This window comes from Clostridium pasteurianum, assembly GCF_001705235.1.
GTDB lineage: Bacteria > Bacillota > Clostridia > Clostridiales > Clostridiaceae > Clostridium_S > Clostridium_S pasteurianum_A.
In genome coordinates this window covers 217,102-237,582 of the sequence record NZ_MCGV01000001.1, presented here as the reverse complement: position 1 = coordinate 237,582, position 20,481 = coordinate 217,102, and the positions used below count along the sequence as shown (strand labels likewise).

General features: G+C 29.8%; 11 protein-coding genes and 1 riboswitch. Of the genes, 5 read left to right on the top strand and 6 right to left on the bottom strand.

Annotated features, from left to right (window positions below):
• Positions 1–16 precede the first annotated feature (16 nt).
• Positions 17–2,947, top strand: a complete 2,931-nt coding sequence (locus BEE63_RS01100; RefSeq protein WP_066019628.1) for an insulinase family protein — start codon at positions 17–19, stop codon at positions 2,945–2,947.
• Positions 2,948–3,384: 437 nt separating this feature from the next.
• Positions 3,385–7,152, top strand: coding sequence for a phosphoribosylformylglycinamidine synthase (locus BEE63_RS01095; RefSeq protein WP_066019627.1), 3,768 nt, complete (start codon positions 3,385–3,387; stop codon positions 7,150–7,152).
• Between the two features lie 313 nt (positions 7,153–7,465).
• Here the strand turns inward: BEE63_RS01095 and BEE63_RS01090 are convergent, their stop codons facing one another.
• Genes BEE63_RS01090 through BEE63_RS01070 form a run of 5 tightly spaced genes read right to left on the bottom strand, consistent with a single transcriptional unit; the run spans position 7,466 to position 14,690 of the window.
• Positions 7,466–8,524 (bottom strand): glycosyl hydrolase family 8, encoded by a 1,059-nt coding sequence (locus BEE63_RS01090; RefSeq protein ID WP_066019626.1) that lies wholly within the window; start codon positions 8,522–8,524, stop codon positions 7,466–7,468.
• A 34-nt stretch (positions 8,525–8,558) separates the two neighbouring features.
• A complete protein-coding gene (locus tag BEE63_RS01085; RefSeq protein WP_066019625.1) occupies positions 8,559–9,761 on the bottom strand; it encodes a DHHW family protein in 1,203 nt (400 codons plus the stop codon).
• An 18-nt stretch (positions 9,762–9,779) separates the two neighbouring features.
• Positions 9,780–11,186 carry an MBOAT family O-acyltransferase gene (locus tag BEE63_RS01080; protein WP_066019624.1) on the bottom strand — a complete coding sequence of 469 codons (1,407 nt, stop codon included), beginning with the start codon at positions 11,184–11,186 and terminating at the stop codon, positions 9,780–9,782.
• 33 nt (positions 11,187–11,219) lie between these two features.
• Positions 11,220–12,401 carry a hypothetical protein gene (locus BEE63_RS01075; protein ID WP_066019623.1) on the bottom strand — a complete coding sequence of 394 codons (1,182 nt, stop codon included), beginning with the start codon at positions 12,399–12,401 and terminating at the stop codon, positions 11,220–11,222.
• Between the two features lie 15 nt (positions 12,402–12,416).
• Complete coding sequence (locus BEE63_RS01070; RefSeq protein ID WP_066019622.1) at positions 12,417–14,690, bottom strand: glycosyltransferase; 2,274 nt, start codon at positions 14,688–14,690, stop codon at positions 12,417–12,419.
• 82 nt (positions 14,691–14,772) lie between these two features.
• Positions 14,773–14,853: riboswitch (cyclic di-GMP riboswitch) on the bottom strand.
• Between the two features lie 370 nt (positions 14,854–15,223).
• Here BEE63_RS01070 and BEE63_RS01065 point away from each other — a divergent pair.
• From BEE63_RS01065 to BEE63_RS01055, 3 genes are all read left to right on the top strand, one after another.
• Positions 15,224–15,901 (top strand): hypothetical protein, encoded by a 678-nt coding sequence (locus BEE63_RS01065; protein WP_066019621.1) that lies wholly within the window; start codon positions 15,224–15,226, stop codon positions 15,899–15,901.
• Positions 15,902–16,106: 205 nt separating this feature from the next.
• A complete protein-coding gene (gene buk, locus BEE63_RS01060; RefSeq protein ID WP_066019620.1) occupies positions 16,107–17,177 on the top strand; it encodes a butyrate kinase in 1,071 nt (356 codons plus the stop codon).
• A gap of 149 nt (positions 17,178–17,326) precedes the next feature.
• The gene (locus BEE63_RS01055; RefSeq protein ID WP_066019619.1) at positions 17,327–17,503 is read left to right on the top strand and encodes an H-type small acid-soluble spore protein; all 177 of its coding nucleotides are present in this window, start codon (positions 17,327–17,329) and stop codon (positions 17,501–17,503) included.
• A 153-nt stretch (positions 17,504–17,656) separates the two neighbouring features.
• On the opposite strand, the gene BEE63_RS01050 is transcribed toward BEE63_RS01055, so the two are convergent.
• A complete protein-coding gene (locus tag BEE63_RS01050) occupies positions 17,657–20,092 on the bottom strand; it encodes a glycogen/starch/alpha-glucan phosphorylase (RefSeq protein ID WP_066019618.1) in 2,436 nt (811 codons plus the stop codon).
• Between the last annotated feature and the right edge of the window lie 389 nt (positions 20,093–20,481).

The window sequence follows — 20,481 nt, the reverse complement described above, 5'->3', positions numbered from 1 at the left end:
TGCAGGAGGAAATTGAATGAAATTTAAAACCAATGATATTTACAGTGGATTTAAACTTGAAAGTACAACTGAAATAGATGAAATAAATTCAGAAGGAAGAGTTTTTAAGCATATAAAGAGTGGCGCAGTACTTGTGAATTTAAAAAATGATGATGATAATAAGGTGTTTTCTATAACGTTTAAGACTCCGCCCAAAGATAATACTGGAGTTACTCATATATTAGAGCATTCTGTTTTATGCGGTTCAAGGAAATTTAAAGTTAAAGAGCCTTTTATAGAAATACTTAAAGGTTCTCTTAATACGTATTTAAATGCTGCAACTTATCCAGATAAAACTATGTATCCTGTTGCAAGTAGAAATAAAAAGGATTTCATGAACCTTATGGATGTATATTTAGATGCGGTTTTTTATCCGGATATATATAATACACCCGAAATTATAATGCAGGAGGGCTGGCATTATGATATAAATAGCCCAGAGGATGAAATAAAATATAATGGTGTGGTTTACAACGAAATGAAGGGAGTATATTCATCACCTATTTCAATGCTATCTGAGACTATGGATGAAGTGCTTTTTAAGGGAAGTATTTATGGATTTGATTCAGGTGGAAAGGCTGATGATATAGTTAATTTATCTTATAAAGATGCTTTAGATTTTCATAGAAAATACTATCATCCATCAAATAGCATAATATATGTATACGGTGACATTGATATCGGGGAAGTGTTAGAATTTCTTGATGATAATTATTTAAAAGACTTTAATAAAAAAGATTTTCATAATGAAATACAAATTAATCAAAACTTCGATAGAATGCAGGAAACTGATATAGAATATTCAATTTCAGCAGGAGAAAGTGAAAATGACAAAACGTATTTTGGTATGAGCTTTGCAGCAGGAAATATTTTAGATGAGGAGCTTTGTACTGCCCTTGATCTTTTAGAGGACATTTTACTTGAGACATCTTCATCACCACTTAAGAGAGCAATTGCGGATGCGAATATAGGTAAGGATGTTTTTGGAGTTTATGATGATTCAATACTAAAACCTACCTTCAGTATAATACTCAAGGATTCTAATTTAAGTGAAAAGGACAAATTTAAAGATATTGTTTTTTCTACGCTTAAAAAACTTGTAAAAGGTGGAATAGATAAAAAACTTATTAATGCAGTTATAAATGCAAAGGAATTTTCTCTTAGAGAGAGCAATTTTGATTCTTATCCAGCAGGACTTGTTTATAATGAAAAAGTATTGGAAAGTATGCTTTATGGTGGAGATCCATTTTTCAAACTTAGATTTAATGAGATTATTAAAAAAATAAGAAAATATGCAGAAGGAAATTATTTTGAAAAGCTTATAGAAAAATATATTTTAGATAATAACTATAGTGTATTAATAACCGCAAAACCTAAGAAAAATCTTGAAGAAGAGAAAAACAAAGAGATGAGACTTAAACTTTTGAATTTTAAAAATGGTCTTTCAGATGCGGAGCTTCTTAAAATTATAAATTTAAATAAAAGGTTAGAACTAAGGCAAAGTACTCCAGATACAGAAGAAGCTCTTGAATCAATTCCTCTTATTTCTATAGAAGATGTGAATAAAAAATCAGAGGTGATAAAAAGTAAAATTATAGATGAAGGTAGCACGAAAATAATCTGGTGTCCTTCAAATACTAGGGGTATTCAATATGTCAGCATGTATTTTGAAGCTAAAACACTGCCTCAGAATATGATACCGTATGCTTCACTTTTATCATCGGTAATTGGCAAAGTTAATACAGAAAAATATGATTTTAAAGATTTATCTAATGAAGCTATAGAAAATTTAGGTGGATTAGATTTTTCTCTTGATTTGTATAGTAAGATTGAAAAGTTCGATGATTATTCCACTAAATTTGTAGTGAGAGCTAGAAGCTTAAAACAAAAGCTTCCTAAAATATTTGAAATTGTAGAAGAAATAATTAATTATAGTATTTATAATGATACCAAAAGACTTAGACAAATAATTGATGAAATTAAATCTAGGCTCCAGATGGTAATAATAAGTGCTGGAAATAGGGCGGCTTCTATAAGACTAGGCTCTTATTTGTCAAATTCATATAAATATCTTGATGATATAGCAGGTGCCCAGTTTTATAGATTTATTTCAGATTTAAGCGATAATTTTGAAGATAAAAAAGATGAAATTGCATTAAATTTAAAAGAAGTTTCAAATTATATATTTAATAAACAAAATTTGATTATAGCTTATTCCGCGGAAGAGAAAGATTATGAAGATTTTAAAAAGCTTTTTATTGAATTTAAGGCTAAATTAAAAGATGATAAATTTGATATAAAGGAATATAGGTTTGAACTGAAAAAATTAAATGAGGCTTTTATAGTGCCATCAGAGGTTCAATATGTTGCAAAGGGCTTTAATTTTAGAAAATTTAATTTTAAGCATAGAGGATCTCTTCTTGTTTTAAGAACTATAGCAAATTATGATTACCTTTGGAACAGTGTAAGGGTAAAGGGAGGAGCTTATGGAGCATCTATGTCATTATCAAGAAATGGTAACTTTATTTTTACATCTTACAGAGATCCTAATCTAATTGAAACTATAAATGCATATGATTCTTTTGCAGATTTTGTGAAAAATTTTAATGTTAGTAGAAGAGAAATGGATAAATATATACTTGGAACTATAAGTGGTATAGATATGCCTTTAAGTAATTACTCAAAGTGCGAAAAGGCAGTTACTCAGTATCTAACAGGAGTGAGTGACGATTATATACAAAAAGAACGTGAAGGTATATTAAATTCAACAGTAAAAGACATAAGAGAAGCTTACGACATTTTAAACAAATGCGCTCAAGAAAATTGTATATGTGTATTTGGAAGTGAAGAAAAGATAAAAGAAAGTGAAGAAACGTTTACTAATATAATCGATATATTTGCGAAGTAATAGTATTTTGAAACATTAAATAAAAATCATAAGACTAAGCTTCAAATTATAAAAATACTAATAAATTTTAATAACTCGCTGAAAAAAAGCTCATACAAATTAAAATTTCTAAGTCTTTTCATAATTTGAAGCAAGTCTTATTGACTTTTATTTAAATCGTTGCCAAAATACTATTACTTCGCTTAAAATAAAAGCAAGGTGAATTTTTCTCCGCTTTTCTGCGAAAAATAATATATTAAACTAAATCAGTTATTTAAATTTTGCAAGCTTCGTAGAATTATTGAAAGTTTACTTGCCTAAATAGTGATTTAATAATTTAATCTATGTGATTTCCACTTTAATTTTATGCCAAAATGTATTATAATAATTTTGGGAATAACGAATGATTTTATTATAAATGCAAATAATGTTCGTAAAAACAGTTAAGGAGAATGATTATGAATACAAAAGTAAGGCGTATATTCGTAAAGAAAAAAGCGGGTTTTAATGTTGAAGCAAAAGCACTTTTCAAGGATTTGACAGAAAATCTCGGAATAAAGGCTTTAGAAGACTTATCGATAGTTAATAGATATGATGTTTCAGGAATAGATGATAATGAATATGAAGATGCTAAGAAAATTGTATTTTCAGAAAAAACTGTTGATGATGTATATGATGAGAAAATTGAGATTTTAAATGAAGAAAAAGTTTTTGCTGTAGAATATTTGCCAGGACAGTATGACCAAAGAGCAGATTCCGCAGCTCAGTGCATGCAGATACTTACAGGTAATGAAGATGTTTTAATTGCTTCTGCAAAAGTGATTATTTTAAAGGGAAATATAAGTACAGAAGATTTTGAAAAGATTAAAAAATATGTTATAAATCCAGTGGATTCAAGGGAAGCTTCACTTGATAAACCAGAAACATTAGAAGTTAAATATGATCTTCCATATGAAGTTGAAACTATAGAGAATTTTACAATTATGAACGAGGGTTCACTTGAAAAGTTCCTTAATAAAGAGGGACTGGCAATGAGTATGGAAGATTTAAAGTTTTGCCAGGAATATTTTAAGAATGAAGAAAAAAGAAATCCTACAATTACAGAAATAAAGGTTATAGATACTTATTGGTCAGATCATTGTAGACATACAACTTTCCAGACAAGACTCAATGATATAAAATTTGAAGATGGAAAGTATACAGATGTTTTAAAGAAAGCATATGAAAATTATGTTGATGCAAGAAAGTATGTTTATGGAGATAGAAAAAAAGAAGTTTGTCTTATGGACATTGCAGTTATAGGAATGAAGAAATTAAAGAAAAAAGGAATGCTTAAAGATCTTGATGAATCTGAAGAAATAAATGCATGCAGCATAGTAGTAGATGCGGACATTAACGGAAAAACAGAAAAATGGCTTGTAATGTTTAAAAATGAAACTCATAATCATCCTACAGAAATAGAACCTTTTGGAGGAGCTGCAACATGCCTTGGGGGAGCTATAAGAGATCCTTTATCTGGTAGATCATATGTATATCAAGCAATGAGAGTTACAGGAAGTGGAGATCCAAGAGTTAGTATAGAAGATACTACGAAGGGAAGACTTCCACAGAAAAAAATAACCTTAGGTGCAGCACATGGTTATAGTTCTTATGGAAATCAAATAGGACTTGCAACAGGACAGGTTTCAGAATGTTATGATGAAGGCTTTATAGCTAAGAGGATGGAAGTTGGAGCTGTAGTTGGTGCAGCACCTAGAGAAAATGTTGTAAGAGAAGAACCAAAACCATCTGATGTAGTTATTTTATTGGGTGGCAGAACAGGAAGAGATGGCTGCGGTGGTGCTACAGGTTCTTCAAAGGAACATGATGTGAATTCACTTCAAAACTGCGGTGCTGAAGTTCAAAAGGGTAATGCGCCAACGGAGAGAAAGCTTCAAAGATTATTTAGAAATAAAGTAGTTAGTACTATGATAAAAAGATGTAATGATTTTGGAGCAGGTGGAGTTTCTGTTGCTATAGGAGAACTTACAGACGGACTTGACATAAATCTTGATGTAGTTCCTAAGAAGTATGATGGTCTTGATGGAACAGAGCTTGCAATTTCTGAATCTCAGGAAAGAATGGCAGTTGTAGTTACAAAAGAAAATGCAGAAAAGTTTATAAAATATGCAAATGCAGAAAATTTGGAAGCGGTTGTAGCTGCGAAAGTAACTGATACTAAAAGACTTAAATTATTCTGGAAGGGAAATGCAATTGTAAATATTTCAAGAGCATTTTTAGATACAAATGGAGTAAGACAGAATGTAGATGTTTTTGTAAAGGCTCCAGAAGAAAATGAAGATTATTTTAAAACTGAAAATGAAATTAAAGATGTTAAAGAAGAATTTTTAAATACATTAAAGGATATAAATGTATGCAGCCAGAAAGGTCTTTCAGAGAGATTTGATAGTACTATTGGTGCAGGAAGTGTTTTAATGCCTTTTGGAGGTAAATATCAAATAACTCCAGCTGAAGGAATGGCAGCAAAGCTTCCAATTCTTAAAGGTGATACTACAACAGGTACAGTAATGACTTATGGATACAATCCCAAAATAGGAGACTGGAGTCCTTTCCATGGAGCAATGTATGCGGTTATTGAGTCATTAACAAAATTAGTATGTATGGGTGGAGATTACAGAAAAACAAGACTTTCTTTTCAGGAATACTTTGAGAGGTTAAACAAGGATCCTGAAAGATGGGGTAAACCATTTGCAGCTCTTCTTGGAGCTCTTAAAGCTCAGGAAGTCTTTGGAACACCAGCTATAGGTGGAAAAGATAGTATGTCCGGTACTTTTATGGATTTAAATGTTCCTCCAACTCTTGTATCTTTTGCGGTGGATGTAGTTAATGTAAATAACGTAATATCCCCTGAATTTAAGAAGATGGGCAGCAGTGTAGTGTTAGTTAAATGCCAAAGAGACGAAAATGAAATTCCTCTATTTGATGAACTTAAGAAAAACTTTGATATTGTAGAAAAGTTAATTAAGGCTAAAAAGGTATTAAGTGCTCAAAGTGTTAGACATGGTGGATTATGTGCAGCTATAAGTAAAATGTGCTTTGGAAATAAAATAGGATTTAAATTTGAAGCTAAAGCAGACTTATTTAGTCCTGATTATGGATCAATAGTATTAGAAATTCCAGAAGGATTAGAAGCTAATGAGTTACTTCAAGGTGTAAAATATGAAGTACTTGGAAAGACAATATCTGATGAAACTATAGAATTAAAAGAAACTTCAATATCACTTGAAGAAGCATATAAAGCTTATACGGAACCTTTAGAGAAGATATTCCCTACTAAGGCGGAAGCTACTTATAAATTAGATTTAGGTTTATATAATGAAATTAAAACTCAGGCTCCAGTTCGTCATACTTCATTAAATAAAATCGCTAAGCCAAGAGTATTTATACCAGTATTTCCTGGAACGAACTGTGAATATGATTCTACAAGAGCTTTTGAGAAAGCAGGAGCAGAAGTTAATACAGTGGTATTTAAAAATATGAAGGCAAATTATATTGCAGAATCTATAGATGAAATGGTAAAACAGATTAATGATTCACAGATAATAATGATACCAGGAGGCTTCAGTGCAGGAGATGAGCCAGATGGTTCAGGAAAATTCATAGCAGCAGTATTTAGAAATGAAAAGATTAGGGAAGCTGTAATGAATTTATTGAAAAATAGAGATGGACTTATGCTTGGTATATGTAACGGCTTCCAGGCACTTATAAAGTTAGGTCTTGTACCTTTTGGTGAAATAAGAGAAATAGACGATAAATGTCCTACTTTAACTTATAACAACATAGGAAGACATGTATCTCAAATTGCGTATACTAAGATAGTTTCAAATAAGTCACCATGGTTTTCGAATGTAAAAGTAGGGGATATACACAGTATTCCAATTTCTCATGGTGAAGGAAGATTTGCAGCAAGTAAAGAGATGGTAGAGCAGCTTATAAAGAATGACCAAATAGCAACTAGATACGTAGACTTAAATGGTAATTCAAGTTATGATACAGCTGTTAACCCTAATGGTTCTGTGTTATGTATAGAGGGTATAACAAGTGCTGATGGAAGAATATTTGGAAAGATGGGTCATTCAGAAAGATTCTCAACTAATACTTATAAAAATATAGTTGGAAATCAAGATCAGAAGATATTTGAAAGTGGAGTAGGATACTTTAAATAAAGTGAACTAACAGTGCTTTGGAACATTAAAAAAGTTCTATAAATCTAATGTTAAAAAATCATAAAATCCTAAGAGTTTTGAATAACTCACTAGCGTTCAGACAAATTCAAAATTCTAAGGATTTTATGATTTTTTAACAAGATTTATTAGAATTTTTTTAAATTGTTCCAAAAGCACTGTTAGTTCACTTTTGAAGTAAAACAAGGGAAAAATTCCTCCGTATCTACGGAATTTTAGGTGTATAGTAGATGTGTTTTGTTTATAAACTATATATTATTAATCCTTAGAATAGTAGTATATTTTATTATGAGACTTAATTTAGTTTATTATCTAAAATAAGAAACACCCACATCTTTAAAGAGCATCCGTAATAGCTTTCATCTTTAGAATTCTTGAGTTTAGTTATCATTTCTTTGCTGAAGTTAGAATCTTTATTAATAAGGCTTGCTGCTGAAAAAGAAGATAAATATACGGAGTTTATGTAGTTTGCTAATGGTTTACCATCTGTGCTGTATCCGGAGACTAGCTTATTAGAACCAATTTTTGAAAGAAAGTCATTTTCTCTCTCTAATATATCCTTTGCTGTAGAATTATGCGTTTCATTATAAAATTCAATAAGCCTTAAAGGAACTCTTACTGCATCATATCCAAATTTATTATTTTCAGCTTTTATAGTGCCATCTTTATTAATCCAATCAGGTAAAAGTCCTGTTTCTTTGTCTATATTTTGATTTAGAAGGTTAACATTTACATTCAGCACTTTTTCCCAATAATTTTTTTCAGAGCTTGAAAGTGCGGCAAATTTATAATAGTAGTATGGAGAAACGTAGGAGGGATTAAAAGGGGGATTGTTTCCCCAACTGTCACCAGGTAAAAGTATATAATCTTTTGAAATTTCTGTGCTTTTTATTGCGTTAATCATTTTTACCGCTTCCTTATTGTAGCTAGCATTAGGCCATTTTTCTGCTGCAAGTAAAAGAGCATATGCTATATCTTCATCTGCATCTGAAGCTGATCCATAACCTGAAATATTTCCATTAGAGTTTATTTTCCAGTTCATTAAACCATTATTATCGAGGTAGTGCTTAGTATAATTCCAAAGCTTATCAAATTGGTTTTTATCATCATAAGCAGCACTAAATAGGAGACCATAGCCCATTCCTTCACTGACAGTAATTTTATTATTTTCAGGATTAACTACTTTACTCATGCTGGAATTTACGCTTACAACATATTTCTTTTTCCAGTAATTATAATAATCACTTCCGTAGGTTCTTTTGTTCTGGATTTTTTTATGTGTATTCACGCAGCTCGTTAGAGAAATAATAGTTAATATAACTAAAGGGAAAATTTTGAACCTACCAAGTTTCATTATTAAAACCTCCATAAATGTAATTCATTATTTCTTAAAATTTAAAGAAATCCATTGTTAAATCTTGAGGGTAAAATGATACAAACACAAAGTCAGTCTTTACACTATTTATATAAGCTGGAATGCTGCCAGTATAATATCTAGGATCAACAAGGTAAACATCAGAGCAAACAGTAGATAAAAATGCTGCAAGTGGTACAGTAACTGAGTCTTTTACAAATAAAACCTTTGGACCATTGGGATTATTTTTGTTTGTCACATGGACAATTCCTCTATTGCCAAAAAGGTATGAAGAATATTTATCAGCTTCTAAATCATAAGTACCTTTGTTAGTTCTAAAAGGTGATATTGTAAGTAGAGTATCTTCAAATCTACCATTAAAATTAAATATCTGACTTCCTGTTTTACAGTAGAAGTTATAATTTGTATCAAACTTAGGGTAAATTAAAGTAAAATCATCTACCCCAGAATATGTAATTCCAGTTTTTCGTCCCATTGATCCAACATAGGAATTTTTGTAAGTTATAAAATTATAATTATTTTTATTCGTATAAAAGCCATCTTTATCGATATTCAAATCGTATCTTTCATTTAAAGTTTTCACAAGCTCTCCAAATTCATAAAAAGCTGTTTGAATTGTCCAGTGATGATCGGTCTTAAAAAATAGCTGATCGTTTGGAATATCGCTTTTGCTCAAATTTTTACGCAGATCTATTGTATTAATATTATTCTTTTTCAGTAAATTTAGAAATGCATCTGCCGTTTCATTTGAATAACTGTATGGAATTCCATATGGGAATTTTGAATAACCTCTTATGTATTTATCTGGCGGCATCATGTAAATTAGTTTAGTGTTTTTGTCTTTTAGGTTGCTTTTCAAAGCTTGCATTCTTTTTACAAGTGGATAAACAGCATTAGGCTGACTTGCAAAATAGGTGTAATGCAAAAATCCGTTTTCATCCTTTACAACTTCGAAATTTGATTCTTCATTTTTGCACATTAATTTTTGAATATATCCATATAATTCTATAAAGGTATATTTACCATAGGTGCTATCATTTAATGTATTTTCTAAGGAGCTTGTAGCGCTATTTATAGATATACTGTTAAATTTTGTATTTTTAAATGCATTTAATAAAGATGTATAATTTTTCGCAAAATTATTAAAGGAAAGTACAAAAAGTAAAATGACAAATAGTATGGATGTTATAAATTTTTTGAAAAATAGTCTGTCCATTCATATTTCCTCTTTTCCTTAAAATTTAAAATAAATAAATGGATTATAAGAACCTTTTACTATATAGGATAAGGATATTAAAAAAAGTCCTAATATAGAAATTGGATACAAAACTTCTAAAAGAGCAGCATGCTTTGCTTTATATACTATATATGTGTTAGTTTTTCTTGCTATTGGAGTTGATAATATGATTCCAGCTATAAAGAAAACAATATTTTCTTTTATAAACATAAATGTGTATGGGCTCCAGAAACCATTGTTTTTAAGGCCAAACATGCATGCAATATATTTACCAGCTGCTTCTAAATCCTTTGCTCTAAAAATAACCCAACCTAAATTTATAATGAAAAGTGCATAAAGATGTTTATATATAGGTTTTATATCCAATTTGTCAAAAGATAATAACTTTTCTAAAGCAATGAAGACAAAATTCAAAAATCCCCAGATTACAAATGTCCATTCTGCACCGTGCCACACTCCAGTGAGTACCCATACAATAAGCAGGTTACGTATTAATTTATCTTTATTTTTAACTCTAGAACCTCCAAGGGGGAAATAAACATAGTCTTTAAACCATGTACTTAAAGTAATGTGCCATCTGCGCCAGAATTCTGATATGGATTTTGATATATATGGATAATTAAAGTTTTCCTCAAATTTGAATCCTAGCATTAATCCTAGTCCTATTGCCATATCAGAGTATCCAGAAAAATCAAAATATATTTGAAGAGTATACGCAATGGATCCAAGCCATGCAAGTGTTGCCGGTATGTTTAAATTACCATTGAGAGAAATAATTCTATCGACTATAACAGCCATACTATTTGATATAAGAACTTTTTTACTAAGACCTGTAATAAATCTACATGAACCTACGGAAAATTTTTGCCATGTGATTTTTCTACTTTTTATTTGATCTACTATATTGTTGTATTTAGAAATAGGTCCAGCTAAGAGCTCAGGGAAAAATGATATGTAGAGCCCAACATAAATAGGATTCTTAGCTGCTTTTGATTTTTCTTTATAAACATCTACAAGGTACGATACAGCTTTAAATGTAAAAAAAGAAATACCAACAGGCAGAGATAGGGTAGGGACTGGTATTTTAAAGGATTGTAAACTGTTTATATTTCTTATGAAAAATCCTAAATATTTAAATACAAAGAGTATTCCAAGGTTACACAAGCATCCAAATATTAAAAAGAATTTTGCTTTGTATTTTTCAATTAATAAGCCTAATATGTAATTAAATAAAATAGAAAATACCATAATTAGTACATATGAAGATTGTCCCCAGGCATAAAAAATTAAACTGAGTACTAAAAGTATAATATTTTGAAGCTTTTTAGAAAATGATGTTAAATAGTATAATACCAAGGTTATTGGCAAGAAATACAGTATGAAAACTATACTTGAAAATAGCATTATTAATTCACCCTTTATATATTAAATAATTTATCAATATTTTTTTCTATTTCGTCTAATAATATATTCTTTTCTATTAAACTTTTTTTCTTTGTAATTAATTTTTTTCCAATATAAATATAATTTTATAAATAGCAGTAATGATATAACAGCAGAAATTCTTATAATATTCATTACATAATCGGACATCAAAAATTTATATGTACTGCCTAATATTTTTTTTACTTCGTAGGTTTGAGGGATACTTTTGCTTGTACCGTCCAATTCTTTTGCATCTAATGTCCATGATTTATATAGTTGAATTTCTTTGGATTCAAATGCTAAATTATTGTCTATCACTGCATCTATTCTTATTGGTTGTGGTGATACATTTTGTTTGATTTTAAGCATTCCATTGCTGTCAATTGAAATTCCTTTCTTTGGTGTGTCTATTTTATATGTTATCTTTTGGTTTACTATATTTCCATTTGAATCATGAATATTGGCACTATATTTAGCAATAGATTCACCTACAACTGGTATTTGAACTCTTGTGTCACCATTAAAGTTTACATTCAAATTTTCGATTTCCTGTATTTTATTGTCGGCGTTTATTAGATTAAAATTGCTTAAAGTAAAATCTTTTTTTTCATTCTCCTTTGAAGTTATAAGTATTCCCCACCAAGAAGGTAAGCTTGCAATCATAGATGTAGTATTCTGATTAGTATTTTGAATTTGATTTTGTTTTAAAGCGTTTAGTGGAATAAGAACAGTTCCATTAAACCCTTTTGAAATTACGATACTTCCATTGGATGGAGATAATTTTTTTATTAAAGCACTGCTACTTTCTTTAAGAAGTACATAACTGTCATTTGCTATAGATAAACTTGTACCATCTTGCTTATTGATCATAAAATTGATATTTAATTGGCTATTAGAGTTATTATGTATGTCAAAAGAGACTATTCCATAATTAAACATATTATTGTTTAAAGCATTATAAAAGATAGTTGAATAATATCCTTTTTTTAATCCTTTAGAAGTAATTTTAGCAGTTAAATTATAATTTCCGTTTATTGAATTTGTATTATATTGGACAGTTGATCCGTTTGACATTTGACGCATATTATCAGATATAAGTATACCTGAGGTAGCATCTGCTTTAGCTATAAAATGATAAGGCAAAATTAAGATTATTATAAAAAAAAGCAGTAGTATTTTTTTAATAAATGTCATGTTAATCCTCCTAAATCATAAATAATCCATTTCATTAAGATAGTCGTCATTTCTATTTTTATTAAGTGCTTGATATTGAACTTCTTTGTTATTAATAATCCATTGATTTAATATTTGCCTGAATTCTTCATCTTTCTGTAAAGCTTTATAATCTTCAATTCTGTAAAGATAAGAATGGAATTTTTCTTTTCGTTTATAATTAATATTCTTTTCAAAAATACAGTTAATGCGTTTATTGTAGCTAATATGCAGCGTTAATCTTGAACTTAACCTTTTGGAACAAATTTCTTTTAAAACAATATATTCATAATTAAAAGACGTCATGGTTACTTCTCCGGATTCATCTGATAATAATTCTGTATTTAATTCAATGCGCGGAAGTTTCCTGTTAAATTGAAACGGCTTTTTATTCCTATCAAGTACATTAACTCTAATATCATCAAATATGCTATTACTTTTATCCAAACTTTTAGGTAGGGAGTGTACCCTATCATAAATAATTTGAAGCAGCTTTTTATGATTTCTTTCGTCTAGAGTTGTTATTTTAAATGCATATTTCCAACTCCTACCTGTATTTTGAACATGTACAACTACAGCTTTAAATTCACAATTGTATATTTCAGTATGTATAGAGAGTTTTACATCAATATCATAAGGTATAAATTCAGGAAAATTTAAAATAACAGCTAGTCCTCCTTCAGATATATCTATAGTTGTAGAACTAATTTGATTTTCATAATAAGAAATTATACATTTCTCTTTTGCTAAAAATCTTTCGGATGTACGGAAGGATTTTCTTCCAAGCATAAAAAATATAGACATTAATAAATTATAAAAATTAACTACAAGCCAAAATAAAACAACTATGTATGTAGGTGACCCTGAATCAAAAATCATTTTAGTACAGTTTATTATGCCTATTAAGGAAAGTACGGCAAAAAATATATGAGGGACTGATCTTTTTAATCGATAATTTTTATCATCATGAACTCCATCTTTTCGTGTTACAGCAAATTTAACCTGTGATATACCTAAGGTTTCGAGTAAAACAGGAATAATAAGTGATGGAAATAAAATAGTTTCATATATATTCGTCCATTTTGTAGTTCTTATATTGTTGGATAATTTTTTTAATGCCGCGTTGCTTAGTAAATACATTGGGAGCCAAAAAATAAGCACTTGAGTAAGAGTACACTTTACAACAATTACTCCAAAAACTGAGAAAAGAATAGGGGACATAATATAAATCAATCTTTTTATACCTGAATACCAGTAAGAAATTGCAGAAATATAGCTTAGTTTTTGACCTATAGTTAGACCTTTTCTAAATAATATATTTAATTTTCTACCAGTCTGAATGCAGCCTCTTGACCATCTCTCACGCTGCTTAATTAAACTTGGTAAGTCCTCAGGGGCAAGACCTGAAGCATGGATTTCGTTAATGGCATAGCACTTATAACCCTTGCTTTGTATTATTAAACCAGTTGCAAAATCTTCAGTTATAGCTTTGGTGTAAAATCCGCCTGCGTCCTCTAAAGCTTTACGTGAAATAACAGTATTTGTGCCGCCATATATAACTGAATTGCTTTTGTTTCTAGAAATTTGAACGTCTCTGTAAAAATAATCCTGCTCATTTGGAATTCTTCCCTCTGAATAAAGATAATATTGAAATAAATCAGGATTATAAAAGCTTTGTGGAGTTTGAACAAAACCAACTTTTTCAGATGTAAGAAAATAGGGTACAGAAGCAGTTAAAAAATCATGCATTGGAATCATATCTGCATCAAAAGTTACAATTAAAGGTGAAGTTGAGTGTGCAAGAGCATTATTTAAATTTCCTGCTTTTGAACCTTTTCTATCACTACGGGTTAAGTAATTTATTTTCATAGAGTGTGCTAAATTCTTAAATTCGGGTCGATTACCATCGTCACATAAATAAATGTGAACTTTAGTTTTATCGGGATAGTCCATATTTATACAGCCGTTTATAGTTTTATAAAGTAACTTTTTTGGCTCATTATATGTAGCAATAAAAATGTCTATATCAGGAAATAGATTTTCGTTGACTTTAGGTTTTGATGGATACGATATTTCTGACATTTGGTAATAGTGTACTGCCGCTTCGAACATTCCTAAAATTTCTACAATTAATAATGCTAACGCAGAAAAAATAGATACTATATTATCTCCAATGGGAATAGTAAAAAATATTCTCCAAATTAAATAAATAATAGTCATCAGTGTACTACTAATTATTAAAAAATGATTTCTTATTTTCTTTAATTTCATTGAATATCGCCACCTAAGTAAGTTTTATTTTCTAATATTATAAAAAAAGGCCAACTATAGATAAATATTTTAAAAAATATCAATAGTTGGTCGGTTGCACTATTAACTCAGAATTTTCCAAGTGCCCAATTTCAGAAAATCCATCATAGTTTCTTCATACTATATAGGTTCAATTAGTAAATTGCTATTTAAGGGAGCATGCTTTTAGTATACCTATAAAATTTATTAAATATAAATAGCTAAGTTACCTTAATACATATTATTCTGCACGTTTCGAGTATTTTAAACATATCATGTTTTCGCTAGAATTACAATATTTTTAAATAAATTTAATATAATTTTATTTAAAAGGGTAATGAGGTATAGAAATATTGGCTTTAACTTTAACGACAATTATTATTAAAATAAAAATTTTTTTAAAAAAACTATAAAAATTTTCTTTAAACCTCCGATATAGTAAGTATAATATGAAGTTTAACTATATTAAAAATGAAATTTAAAAAAATGCTATTAATTATGGAGGTGATAAAACGATGGCTCAGGAAGATGTAAGATTGTTTTTGGAGGAATGTAGTAATAATAACAGATCAGCAGATTATGTGTTACCTGCATTAGCTCAGAAGGCAATGTTCTATTATGTTCCAAGTAGTGAAAAAAGTTTTGATGAGATACAAAAGATAATTGAATTAGAGGACGGAAGCAGATATGCTTTAATTTTTACAGATACTAAATCTGTTAAGAATTTTTACAGTGGCAAGGCAACCTGTGATAAAATATACCAAGTATCTTCTGTAAATATCTTGAAAAAGGCATTAGCGCTAAAAAACATAGATGGTATAATTATAAATATTAATGAAAAATCACAGCTTATATTAAATAAAAAGCTTATGCAGCTTCTTTTTAGGGAATATTTACTTATTGATTTTCAGGATAAAGGTGGGGCATGGTGCCCTTGTACAGATGATAATTCATTGACATATGAAATTATGGACGGAATTAAGACAGTACCAATATTTAGGGAAAAGGAAGAAGCATTTAGATTTAAAGAAGAAACTAATGTTAAATTTTTAGACTTAAAAGATATTATAGGACTTATAGTTAAATACGGTATTAAATATTTGGTTTATTTACCAAATTGCCCTGAGATGATGGTTATAAAGGAATCTTATTTTTCGTGGTTTAATAATTCAAAAATTTGCAGCAATAATTAAAAATATAAAACAGTAAAGATGATTTTTTGCAGCTCTGCTATGGAAAATCATCTTTATTTGCATCCAATGAAAATATTCTAATCATAATATAAAAACACTTCTTATTAGCAATGTACCTTGGAAATAAATACTTATAGAAATTATTATAATCCTCATAGTATAATAAATTGAATGTAATTAAGAGAAATACACGGAGGATTTTGCTATGAATTTTAAACTGTTAATTATTAATCCAGGTTCAACTTCAACTAAAATTGCAGTATATGAAAATGAGAAGGAAGTTATGACAGAAACATTAAGGCATTCTTCAAATGAACTTCAAAAGCATAAAAATATATATGAACAATTCGAGTTTAGAAAAAATGTTATAGTGAAAATTTTGGAAGAAAAAAATATTGATATCAATGAAATTGATGTTGTAGTTGGTAGAGGTGGACTTTTAAAGCCTATAGAAGGAGGAACATATAAGGTTAATAAGAAAATGCTTGAAGACCTAAAAATAGGGGTACAAGGTGAGCATGCTTCTAATCTTGGAGGAATAATTGCAAATAAAATTGCAGAAAAACTAAATATTGAAGCTTATATAGTAGACCCTGTTGTTGTAGATGAAATGGACGACATTGCAAGATATTCTGGAATGCCAGAGCTTCCTAGAAAAAGCATATTTCATGCTCTAAACCAAAAGGCAGTTGCAAAAAGATATTCAAAAGAAAATAAAGCTAAATATGAAGAATTAAATCTTATAGTTGCTCACATGGGTGGAGGTATATCCGTAGGAGGACATAAATATGGTAAAATAATTGACGTTAACAATGCACTTGACGGCGAAGGTGCTTTTTCTCCAGAGAGGAGTGGACATGTACCATCAGGTGATTTAGTTAAAATGTGTTTTAGCGGAAAATATACTGAAAGTGAAATATTGAATAAAATAACAGGACAAGGTGGCTTTGTAGCTTATCATGGAACTAATAACGCTATGGAAGTAGAAAATGCAGCATTAAAAGGTGATGAGGAAGCTAAAAAGCTTTACGATGCAATGGCATATCAAGTATCAAAGGATATAGGAGCAATGGCAGCAGTTCTTGATGGCAAAGTAGATGCTATAATACTAACAGGAGGTATAGCCTATAGTAAGACTATGACTGATTATTTATATAAGAAAGTTTCTTTCATAGCACCTATAGTTGTATATCCAGGCGAAGATGAAATGCTTGCACTTGCTCAGGGAGTTTTAAGAGTTTTAGAAGGTACGGAAGATTTAAAAGAATATAAGTAAAATTTATAAGCTGCAAAGGGAAATCCTATGCAGCTTATTGCTTTATGCAAAAGTGATTATGATGGAAGAACATTAGAGGGTGATGCTGTATAGGGTATGTATAAATTCCTAAGAAAAATGGAAGAACTACTATATGGGAGGAGATAAGAGTGGATAAAAAACGGGTAAAAGAAATACTTTCATCTAAGGGTGTTATTAATGTGAATTATAAAAATGATCCTGTATGGCTTGAACCAATAAGTACAGATAAGGATGGAGAAATACAGGTTAAATCCATAAGGACAAATGAGCATTTTATTGTGAATATTAAGGATTTAAAGGAATAATCGTTTATTTGGGAACTTGAAAATAGAGAAGTCCAGAGTTTACTACAAAAGAGTAGCAATTCTGGACTTACTATATATTAATTTTATAGAAATATTTGAGGTCATAATTAATTTATATGAGTTTGTGTAAAAATTTTAAAATAGAGCTAAAGTTTATTCTTTTAATTTTATATTTACAGGATTAACATGCCAAATATCTTCGGCGTAATTTTTTATAGTATTGTCACTTGAGAAGTCTCCTGAATGTGCAATATTTATAGTAGACATCTCAAGCCATTTATTCTGATCTCTATACAAGGCATCTACTTTATCTTCAGCTTTTACATAGTCATCAAAATCTTTTAGTACGAAAAATTCATCGTTGTTAGCTAAAAGATATTTATAAATATCAGCAAATTCAGAGCGTGAAACTCCTAAAGAACCATCTACTAAACTATCTATTATTCTTTTTAACCTTGGATCATTATTGTAAAAATCGATAGCTCTATAATTTTTATTCTTTTCATAATTCATTACTTCATCTTTTTTCATTCCGAATATTATTATGTTGTCGTCTCCAACCTTATCATGAATTTCAACATTTGCACCATCGAGGGTAGCTACAGTTATTGCACCGTTCATCATAAGCTTCATATTTCCGGTTCCAGAAGCTTCTTTTGTAGTAGTAGAGATTTGCTCACTTACATCAGCACATGGTATTATTTTTTCTGCAAGTGAGACTGAATAATTTTCTAGAAATAGTACTTTCATTTTTTTGTTGACGGAGGCATCACTATTTACCGTGTCAGCTACTGTATTTATTAACTTTATTGTACATTTTGCAAGATAATAACCAGGAGCAGCTTTAGCTCCAAAAAAGAAGGTTCTCGGAACTATATCTAAATTTGGATTATCCTTTAATCTATAATATAAATTCAGTATATTAAATACATTTAAAACCTGTCTTTTATAGGCATGGAGCCTTTTAACCTGTACATCAAATATAGAATTTGGATCTACATCTATATCGTATTTTTCCTTTACAGCTTGAGCAAATTTTATTTTATTATGCTGCTTTATTTTGTGAAGCTTATACTTGAAATTCTCATCTTTAGCATAAGGAAGAAGATCTATAAGTCTTTTTGGATTTCTTATCCACTTAGTACCTATAGTATCATTGATTAAAGCAGTAAGTTCAGGATTAGATTTTATTAGCCATCTTCTATGAGTTATTCCATTTGTTTTATTATTAAACTTTTCAGGGAAAAATTCATAGAAATTAGCAAGCTCTCTATGTTTTAATATTTCCGTATGAAGTTTTGCAACACCATTTACTGAATGACTTCCAACTATAGCGAGATAAGCCATATTTATATATCCATCTGACACTATAGCCATTTTGTGAACTTTTTCAAGATCCTGATATTTTGCATATACCTTTCTACAGAATCTTTCGTTTATTTCGCTTATGATCATGAAAATTCTTGGAAGAAGTTTCTTAAACAAATCTATAGGCCATTTTTCAAGGGCTTCAGCTAAAATAGTGTGATTTGTATATGCCATTACGTTTGTTGTTATTCTAGCTGCATCATCCCAGGATAAAAATTCTTCATCCATAAGTATTCTCATGAATTCTGCTATAGCAACAGAAGGATGTGTGTCATTTATATGAACTTGAACATACTTGTCTATTGATGACATAGGTCGTCCGGTTTTCTTGTAACTTCTAATTATACTTTTAAGACCTGCACATACAAAAAAGTACTGCTGCTTTAATCTTAAAATTTTGCCCTCTACACGTGTATCATCAGGATATAGGACCTGTGAAATAGATTCTACAGAATATCTATGTTCTACAGCTTTTGAATATTCACCTTTACTGAAAGAATCAAGGTCGAAGTCCTTATCTATAGTTTCTGCACTCCATAACCTCATGGTATTTACAGTGTTGTTTTTATATCCTATGATAGGTGTATCGTAAGGTACAGCTAAAACAGGTTCATAGTCTTTATGCTCAAAACAAAGTCTGCCGTTTTTCATAACAGGCTCTACTTTACCGCCAAATTTTACTATGATAGCTTTATCTTCTCTACGTACTTCCCAAACGTTTCCATATCTTAGCCAGTTATCTGGTACTTCAACTTGATAGCCATTGATTATTTTTTGTTCAAATAAACCATAATCATATCTTATACCGCAGCCGTGGCCGGGAATACCAAGAGATGCCATGGAATCAAGGAAACATGCAGCAAGTCTTCCAAGTCCTCCGTTTCCAAGACCAGCATCATTTTCGAGACCTTCCAGATCTTCAAGGTTTATATTTAATTCTTGAAGACCTTCCCTGCAAACGTCATATATACCTAAATTTATAATGTTGCTTATAAGTAATCTACCTATTAGAAATTCCATTGAAAAGTAATAAACTTGTTTTCGTGCTTCACGTGAATATTGATTATTTGTATTCATCCATCTTTGAGATGCATATTCTTTGATGAGTCCACCTAATGCAAAGTATTGATGATGTTTTGACGATGTGTTTACATCTTCGGCATACATTGTCATAAGCTTCTTTTTAAAGTCATTTTTAAAAGTTTTCTTATCAACAAACATAAAAGTGCCTCCTTAAATTTATGTCTACTTAAATGTTTAAGTAGACAACTTATACGATTAAGTAAATAAATTCTTGGTTATATATTACAACTTAAAGTAAATATAGTCAATAGGACAAAGACCTGTCAATCTAATAAAAGAAAATTAAGAATTAAGAAAGAAGAATTAAGAATGCAGGATGATTTTCCCCCCCGCTTTGCTTTGGAAAATCTACATTTTAGAAAAAACACAAGGGTTGGACGAAGCACATTGTCCTTCTCTATTTTAAACAGGCACTTTTTAAATTATATGAGGGTTTTATACAAACCACAGTTAATTTAAAAAGTGCCTATATTTGGTTAATAAGGATAAAGGACCCTTGACCCAAACCCCGTATATGGTTATTATTC